The sequence below is a fragment of the Thalassospira sp. MCCC 1A01428 genome, assembly GCF_002115825.1.
Taxonomy (GTDB): Bacteria; Pseudomonadota; Alphaproteobacteria; order Rhodospirillales; family Thalassospiraceae; genus Thalassospira.
The window spans coordinates 1-7,217 of sequence record NZ_JFJZ01000089.1; the positions used below are offsets into that span (position 1 = coordinate 1).

General features: G+C 53.1%; 7 protein-coding genes and 1 tRNA gene. All 8 read left to right on the plus strand.

What is annotated here, in order from left to right; genetic code table 11:
* Nucleotides 1-123: 123 nt before the first annotated feature.
* The 8 genes from THS27_RS25410 (at nucleotide 124) to THS27_RS26780 (ending at nucleotide 6,824) form a co-directional block, all read left to right on the plus strand.
* A tRNA-Met gene (locus THS27_RS25410) sits at nucleotides 124-200 on the plus strand.
* 276 nt (nucleotides 201-476) lie between these two features.
* On the plus strand, nucleotides 477-1,484 hold the full coding sequence (locus THS27_RS25415; protein ID WP_085595698.1) for a helix-turn-helix domain-containing protein: 1,008 nt from the start codon (nucleotides 477-479) through the stop codon (nucleotides 1,482-1,484).
* Nucleotides 1,472-2,035, plus strand: a complete 564-nt coding sequence (locus THS27_RS25420) for a hypothetical protein (protein ID WP_085595700.1) — start codon at nucleotides 1,472-1,474, stop codon at nucleotides 2,033-2,035. The genes THS27_RS25415 and THS27_RS25420 overlap by 13 nt, the downstream gene beginning before the upstream one ends.
* Nucleotides 2,025-2,324, plus strand: a complete 300-nt coding sequence (locus THS27_RS25425; protein ID WP_085595702.1) for a hypothetical protein — start codon at nucleotides 2,025-2,027, stop codon at nucleotides 2,322-2,324. The genes THS27_RS25420 and THS27_RS25425 overlap by 11 nt, the downstream gene beginning before the upstream one ends.
* Before the next feature lie 246 nt (nucleotides 2,325-2,570).
* On the plus strand, nucleotides 2,571-4,337 hold the full coding sequence (locus THS27_RS25430) for a DUF4123 domain-containing protein (RefSeq protein ID WP_085595704.1): 1,767 nt from the start codon (nucleotides 2,571-2,573) through the stop codon (nucleotides 4,335-4,337).
* A gap of 14 nt (nucleotides 4,338-4,351) precedes the next feature.
* Nucleotides 4,352-6,073 carry a hypothetical protein gene (locus THS27_RS25435; protein WP_085595705.1) on the plus strand — a complete coding sequence of 574 codons (1,722 nt, stop codon included), beginning with the start codon at nucleotides 4,352-4,354 and terminating at the stop codon, nucleotides 6,071-6,073.
* A complete protein-coding gene (locus THS27_RS25440) occupies nucleotides 6,070-6,609 on the plus strand; it encodes a hypothetical protein (RefSeq protein WP_085595707.1) in 540 nt (179 codons plus the stop codon). The genes THS27_RS25435 and THS27_RS25440 overlap by 4 nt, the downstream gene beginning before the upstream one ends.
* 44 nt (nucleotides 6,610-6,653) lie before the next feature.
* Entirely contained in the window at nucleotides 6,654-6,824 is a 171-nt protein-coding gene (locus THS27_RS26780; RefSeq protein ID WP_210403016.1) for a PIN domain-containing protein, read from the plus strand.
* Nucleotides 6,825-7,217: the final 393 nt, after the last annotated feature.

Genomic DNA, 7,217 nt, shown 5'->3' on the forward strand with positions numbered 1-7,217 from the left:
CGGGCCTTCCAAACACAGTTAAAAATCTTTATTCCCTGTCACAACGCCAGATACAAACGCCGCTCACTCATCATGATGCGGCGTTATCTATTTATCCTTAAATAGATACAACATACCCACAATCGCGGGGTGGAGCAGCCCGGTAGCTCGTCAGGCTCATAACCTGAAGGTCGTCAGTTCAAATCTGGCCCCCGCAACCACTCTTTCCGATCCGTCGATTCTTGAGATATAGACTCGACGGATTCGCGAAACAAGAGAAAAAGTTCGGGTGCATGCCTCTAACAGAGGAGGCGGCACTTCCGAGTTTCATTTTCCCTAGAATTTTCAAGTAGATAAAGAAAAAACCCGTCGGCTGGCACCAACGGGTTCTTGGAAAGGCTTAAGCTGCCTCGGTCTCGAAATCTGAGGTGAAGTTTAGGCGATGGGACCGCTTTGTCAAGTGCAAATGCGGTGTTTGAACTCTGCCGATATCATAGATGACATCTTCCATTCCCGACGCGCAAACCGGCGCGGGTGCTGAGCCTTCAGCACCGGTCGGAACGTCTGCCGTTGCCCGCTGGCACTGGGTGCAGACAAAGGTTCTCGATCATCCCGATCTCACGACCGCTGAGATCTGCGTCGCCATTGTTCTGGCGTCGCATGTCAATGACCGCACACAGAACTGTTTTCCCAAAATTGAAACGATTGCCCGTGAGGCGAGCCTGTCGGATCGCAAGGTGCGTCAGGCGCTCAAGCGGTTATCCGAGCTTGGTCTGGTCGCCAAGCAGAGCCGCGCTGTTGGGCGGTTGCGGAATCGCAATGCCTATCAGTTGCTCGACCTTGGCGGTAAACCGGCATCTGGTTCCCTCATACCGGCACACGGTGCCGCTGTTAAACCGGCACGGGGTGCCGGTTCCAATAAGAAGAACACGGATAAGGAAGAAAACACGGATGAAAGGGAACAGGCACCTGCCGTTTCCGGCACAGGTGCCACCGTCCTTCCTGCCGTCGATGATCACTGTTTGATGTTAGCAAGAGAATGGCAGCGGCTGTGTTGTGAGCCGTGGACCCTGGCCAATGCCTGTTTGCGGGTCAGTGACGCGATTGATCGGGCTGGCGTCGATGCTGTCAGGCTGGAGCTTGAGGGTTTGCGACAGAAGGGGAGACGGCCTTCACGGCTTGTCATTCTGGATGTGCTTGATGGAATACAGCCAGAAGCTTGTGCAGAAGACACCGCATCCGCTTCTGCACCGATCTGTGATGCTTCTGATCCGGCTGAATGGCGCGAGATATGCGCCGCTATTGCGCAAAGCAATCTGCCAGACTGTCGCCATCCCCGCGCATGGTTGTCACAAATACGGGCGTCTGTAACCGGCAACGCTTTGCAACTGGTCGCCCGTAATCGTTGCGCGCGCGATACCGTGCAAAATCATTTGCTCTCCGAGATCACCCGGCAGGCCGCACGACGCGGGCTTGTGACCGGAGGTGTGATATGCTTGAACTGATCACCCCCACTCACAACATTCTCCCGTCTCTCGAAAAACGCCTTGAGATTTTCAGGCATCAGGCCGCAGGTCTGGCATGTATCCGGCGCTGGAACGGGGCCTGCGAGGTTACGGTGGCGCAGCATTGTGTGCAGGCTTGTGATTTGGTCTCAGCGCAGGCTGCTGGATATGCTCTGATCCATGACATTGAGGAATTTGATACCGGCGACATTATCACGCCGGTCAAAAATACCCTGCGTCAGCTCGGCGTCTGGCAGCGTTTTGAGATCGAAATTATCTTACCGATCCGGCGGCATTTTACCCTTCTGGCCGGCCTTGACTGGCCGTGGCCTCAAGCCATGCTGAACGAAGTCCATGAGATCGATCAGCGTTTGAAGGCAACGGAATATCGCGATTGTGTGGATCCGTCTCTGGTGCAGTTGAGCGCAGGCGATCTGTCAGAACCGTTTGACGAATACATGTTGCCCTGGAGTGCGATCAAGGCGGAGCGGGTTTTTATGGAGCGGGTGCGGTGCGTGCTGCCAGCATTGGGAGGGCGCGATGCAGGATGATGACGTTGCAGCCTATGCAAAAGAAGCAATTGAAACCCTCGAAGCTGAGAAAAAGGTGTTGCAAACGCAGCTTGTCGAGCTGGACCGGATCGAAGATCAGCAACCCGATGTCCAAGTCTGTGGCAGTGATCCCCTTACATCTCTGGAACCGGCACAACGGGCAAGTGTTATGGATGCTCTTTACGAACGGGAATATCAGAATGCCCACCGGTCCGGGATGCGCCAGAGGTTGGCTTTTGTCGAAGCGGAGATTGCGCATTGGCGCAACCGGCAGGATTCTGCCGGTTGAGTTTGGTCTGTCGGGCGGATTTCCGCTTAAGCTGGCGAAAATCCGCTTGAAACGAGGTCGCGACATATGCTTTGATTTTTGAAATTTGTTTTCAAAATCAATCAACTAACAGAATTTATCTCATGACACGCATTTGGCGATTTTGCGCGGGACTCTGCTCAAAGGGTTTTGGCATGGTCTAGCCTGCCACACAAAAGTGTGTGGCAGGGTTAACTGTGTGAGGACGCGCCTGATGAGGACTGTGAGATGACAGCACCGGAATTGGAGCCCTGGCTGGGGCACTGTCATTTTGTGTGCGATCCTTCAGGCGATGACGATACAGAAGACGGTTTTGGCAATGATACGGCAACCGTGACAGAAACCCTGACCGGCGTGGCCGCTGTTTGGGCCGATGGTCGTGACGCCTATGAAACTGTTTTGCGCGCGCATCTTGCGGAGAAAGGTGGCGATCTTGAACATCTTCGCCTGCTCTGGGCCGAAAATGTAATGCCAGCCACCGAATGGATGGTGCGCCATGCCCGGGAAAAGAAAGCGCTGGATCTGGCCCGCCATGTCTATGCGCAACATCCGGTCGAACTGGGGCTGCTGGCCAGCGATGCTACGACCACAGCGGAACCGGTTGCGTGGCTCGATATTAAAGAGATACCCGGTATTGAGCCGCTTGATGACCAGTTCGGTGTGCATCCACGCAAAACAGTGCCCGATGGTCTGCTTGAGCCGCTGTTCGGGGAGGTGGAACCAACAGCAGCAGAGATTGCTTTCTATGATGGCCTTGAGAATGTGCCGCCGCTTAAAACCTATGCTGTAATTGATGCTGCCAAACTGACAAGCGGGGCCAGTGCCATTGAAACCTGTGGTATGCCCTGGCGCTGCATGTTCAAGGGCAAGGCCGCCATCGAACTTGGCGATGTCGCGCCTTATCTGATCGAAATGGATCAGAAGGCGGACTTCACCCGCATCCTGTTTACCCATGACCCCAATGCCAACGCACAGGCGACGACCCGGCATCTCTGGCACCGCGAACCGGCGATTTATATTCGCTCCCGTGCCGATATTGACGAGATCCAGTCTCATTTTCGCAAATTCACCCGTGTGCGTGATGAACAGGAACAATGGTATTACCTGCGCTTCTGGGAACCCCGTGAGACGGTTAACCTGTTTTCCCTGGTCAAACATGAGCGTGAAGATGTGGCCGGGTTACTTCATCCCCGTGAGCAGCCACCGATCCAGGCGATATATGCGCCGGTGGGCGAGAGCCTGTTTAAAATTTCCTCCCGGATTGATCGCGAGGTCGAGAAGACATCCTTCATTTTGACCGCAGAAAAACGGGCCGGACTGGGACGGCGACGTCAGGACCGGTTCGCCACGGAGTTTGGTCAGAAGCTGTTTAATATCGCCCCGCGTCATTTTGAGCGGTTGGAGGTTAAGACTATCGACCCTGTCATTACGATGATCGAGATGGTCACAAAAGAGATCCGGGACAAGGGGTTCTTGCGTCGCAACGAGATTGCCAAACTCGCGACCATGGCCGGGTTCCACGGCACATATTTCTTGCAAGATGCCCGGGTGCGTCCGATTGTGCGGTCATATCTGGATGATATCCTCAAAAGCCCGATGGTCCGGCTCCAGCAGTTTGAAGACGCCTTTCAGAACCACAATTTTCCCAACATCCTGATGGCCAATGCCGCCCTGAAACAGCTTTTGCCATTGCTGGATCAGGGGATAGCAGGTGACCTTTCCGGCCCGGATGAGGTGATTAAAAAATCCACCCCGTTGCTGCCCGAAGAACATATCGGGGAATTTGTCATCCAATGCCGGGAAGCGAGGGAGAAACGCGGGCTCATTTCGGAAGACCAACAGGTGGCGCATCTGATTTGTGCTCTGGTTTTCACGCCCTTTTTTCTTGATGACCCATTGCACACCCGTCTTGCCGGTCTGTTTGCAGAGCAGCCGCCTGACCGGCTGTTTGAGCAGTTAAAGACCGGTTTTTTACGCCGTCTGGATATCGCCTGACAGGTATGAATGACATGAACCAGATTACAAACGAATATCAAAAAGCCCAGGAACTGGCCTCTTCTGAAGGGGGGCGGGTGGCCGCGGATGGGTGCCAGCATTGTCATGACGGCAACTGGATCCATCTGCGCTATGAATATCCAGATGAGCAGGCTGTCACCGATGCGACTTATGTGGTGCAAAAACCCAATGGCGGTGAGCCCGGCGGCGAGGTTATTACCGAAGGGGTGCTGACCGTTACCGAGCTGTCCCGGCATAAATATATTCATGTCGATCTGGGTGATTATGACGGCGAGGTCGAGGTCTTTTTCTTTGACGATCCGACTGAGCCGGTGCCGTTTGAAGAACCCGCCCCGGTTGAAGATGAACGCACCTGGCTGGAACGAGCGGCTGAGAGTGTGGCGTCCGGGATGGCATCAGGGGCGCAATGGAGCTGGCAGACCCTTCAGGGCGACTTTAACGAAGACATGTCAACTGGCCAGATCATTACCAATGCGATTGTCACGGCCGTGCCGGTGGTCGATCAGGTGGCGGATCTGCGCGATCTTATTGCCAACGGCAAACTCCTGATCTGGGAGAAACGTTACACAGAACTCGGGGTCTGGGTCGGGGTGTTTGCCTGCCTAATCGGGCTTGTGCCGTCGCTGGGGTCGCTGGCGAAGGGCGTGATCAAGATCATCTGGAAGAACGCCTCGGAAATGGGGCGGGTGCTGGTTTATATCAACAAGGCGCTGCACCGCACCGGTATGCGGGTCAATGGCTATCGGTTTGTTACCAAACTGGCCGATGATGTGGTCGATCAGGTCGGGTTTGTTGCGCAGAAATTTGACGAGTTTCTTGATCTGACGGCGCAAAAGGTTTCCTTGCTGAAGAACCTGTCGCCAGACATTGTCAATGATGCTCTGGCGACCATCGAGGAACTGTGTCGCATCGGACCTCAAAAAATCAATGCGGCGGCTCATGCGATCCGGGAGCGGATATTGCGTGCCATTGGCGATTATGCCACCAAGGCTTTTGCCGTGCTGCCGGGGCAGTCGATCATTGTGCAACGTGCGATAAGAGCCTTTGGTAAACTTGGCCCGTATAAGTCGTGGCAGCGGGCAATGGGACGAGAGGGATTTGACGCAGCTCCTTTAGAACAAGGAGCTAAACAGATTAACGAAAATATAGAAGTTCGCTTGGCAAATATTCGTAAAGCAGCGCCTAGATGGTACAATGAACTGTTGGAAGACAAGAAATTGCCTGGCACACTGCGAGAAGCGATGAAACAAGATCCTGAGCGATTTATCAAGGTACTAGAAACGTTTGGCTCCAAGCCTACATATCGGAATTTTGACCCTGGCGAAAAACTCTATCGGGTCGTAAATGATGAGAAAGGATATGAGGGGCAATTTTGGAGCCCTGCAAAACCACCGGAGACCGAAGCAGAATGGCGTGCACGGGATGCCGTGTTGAATGAATGGAATAACGGTGGAGGTTATATCATAGCTGAGGTGCCGCCACCTCCAGCCGCGTTTGTCGGAGATATCGCGCCGCAAAATTTGGCGCAAATTGATGGAAAAGAGGGATATTATCTTGAAGGGGGAGGTACACAGATTTGGCTCCCTCGCGATTATCCGAAGCCGACCATTAAGTCTGATCAAATTGATGAGTACTGGTACACTGACTGGAATGCGTCAGTGGATGCAGTGCGAGCTTCGCGGAAAGCTGGGACGATTAGTGAGTGTGACCTATGACGAGCGAGACGCAACAAATAATTGCTCTGTTTTTGCATGCAGATCAAATGATCGTTGACTATGTAGCCAAGCTGGACCAAGTCCAGAACCATATTAATGCAAGGATTGAAAATGGCGTTCCGTTGCCGAACGGCATCAAGATTGCACTTCATCATGATAAGGAAAACGATATTTCGTGGTTGCGTAAGGCTGTAGATGATCTGGACGGCGACAAGCAGGTAATAAAAGGCCACTTACATCAACTTAGAAAAACTTTGGGTAAAGCTGACTCGGACCGTAGCATTCTGCAAGCCGAGCTTTTAGTGCTGGATTGGTCAACCAATGCTGATCGATCAATGGAAACAGTAATCAATCAGAATTATCAGAATAGCGATCTCTTGCCGTCGCCGCCGCATTATTGGGCACCCATTGCACAAGAATGGCGCCAGCTGTTTAAATATGAAACGAATAGCCAGGACGATATCGCCCAGAGGACATCAGTTCTTAAATATCTTCAGAATGTTCGTAATCCTTGGGCTGGATATAGGGCCACTTGATCATCAAGTTTTATTCAGGCTGAGTGTGAATAATTAAACTTGTCTTGTCTTCGGAAATTCGCAGCACGCATGAACGTGACGGCCAGACCATTGGGCCGTATGATCTGATGATTGCCGGGTATGCACGTAGCGAAGGTCTCACGCTGGTGACAAACAATGTCAAGGAATTCAACCGTGTTGCCGGTTTGCGTGTTGTGAACTGGGTTAACAGTTAGCCGCAATACCAGTCCGGCTCGTACCGGGTATCCTTCTGACATCGAACTTGCGGGTCGGCCAAAGGAAGGGCTGCGCCCTCTGCCGTAAAGCAGAATCAGGGTCCCGGTTCACGCCTTAACGGTCGTGAACATCCCATATTCAGCTTGACGGCATTCACCCCTTTTTGACGACGGGAAGAAGTTGAACCGGCCACATCGGCCATCCTGTTGTCATTAAGGGAACCAGAACAATGCGCAAGGTAACAGAAAGCGATATTCAGACGGCCAATCATATTGCCCGTGAATTTGATGCCGCCGTCAGGGCGAACGATGGCGCGACCGCAGAGAAGGCTGCACAGGATTTTAAGGCCCTGATTGTTGCGGCCAATGGCGAAAAGGGCAGCTTTGGCAGTT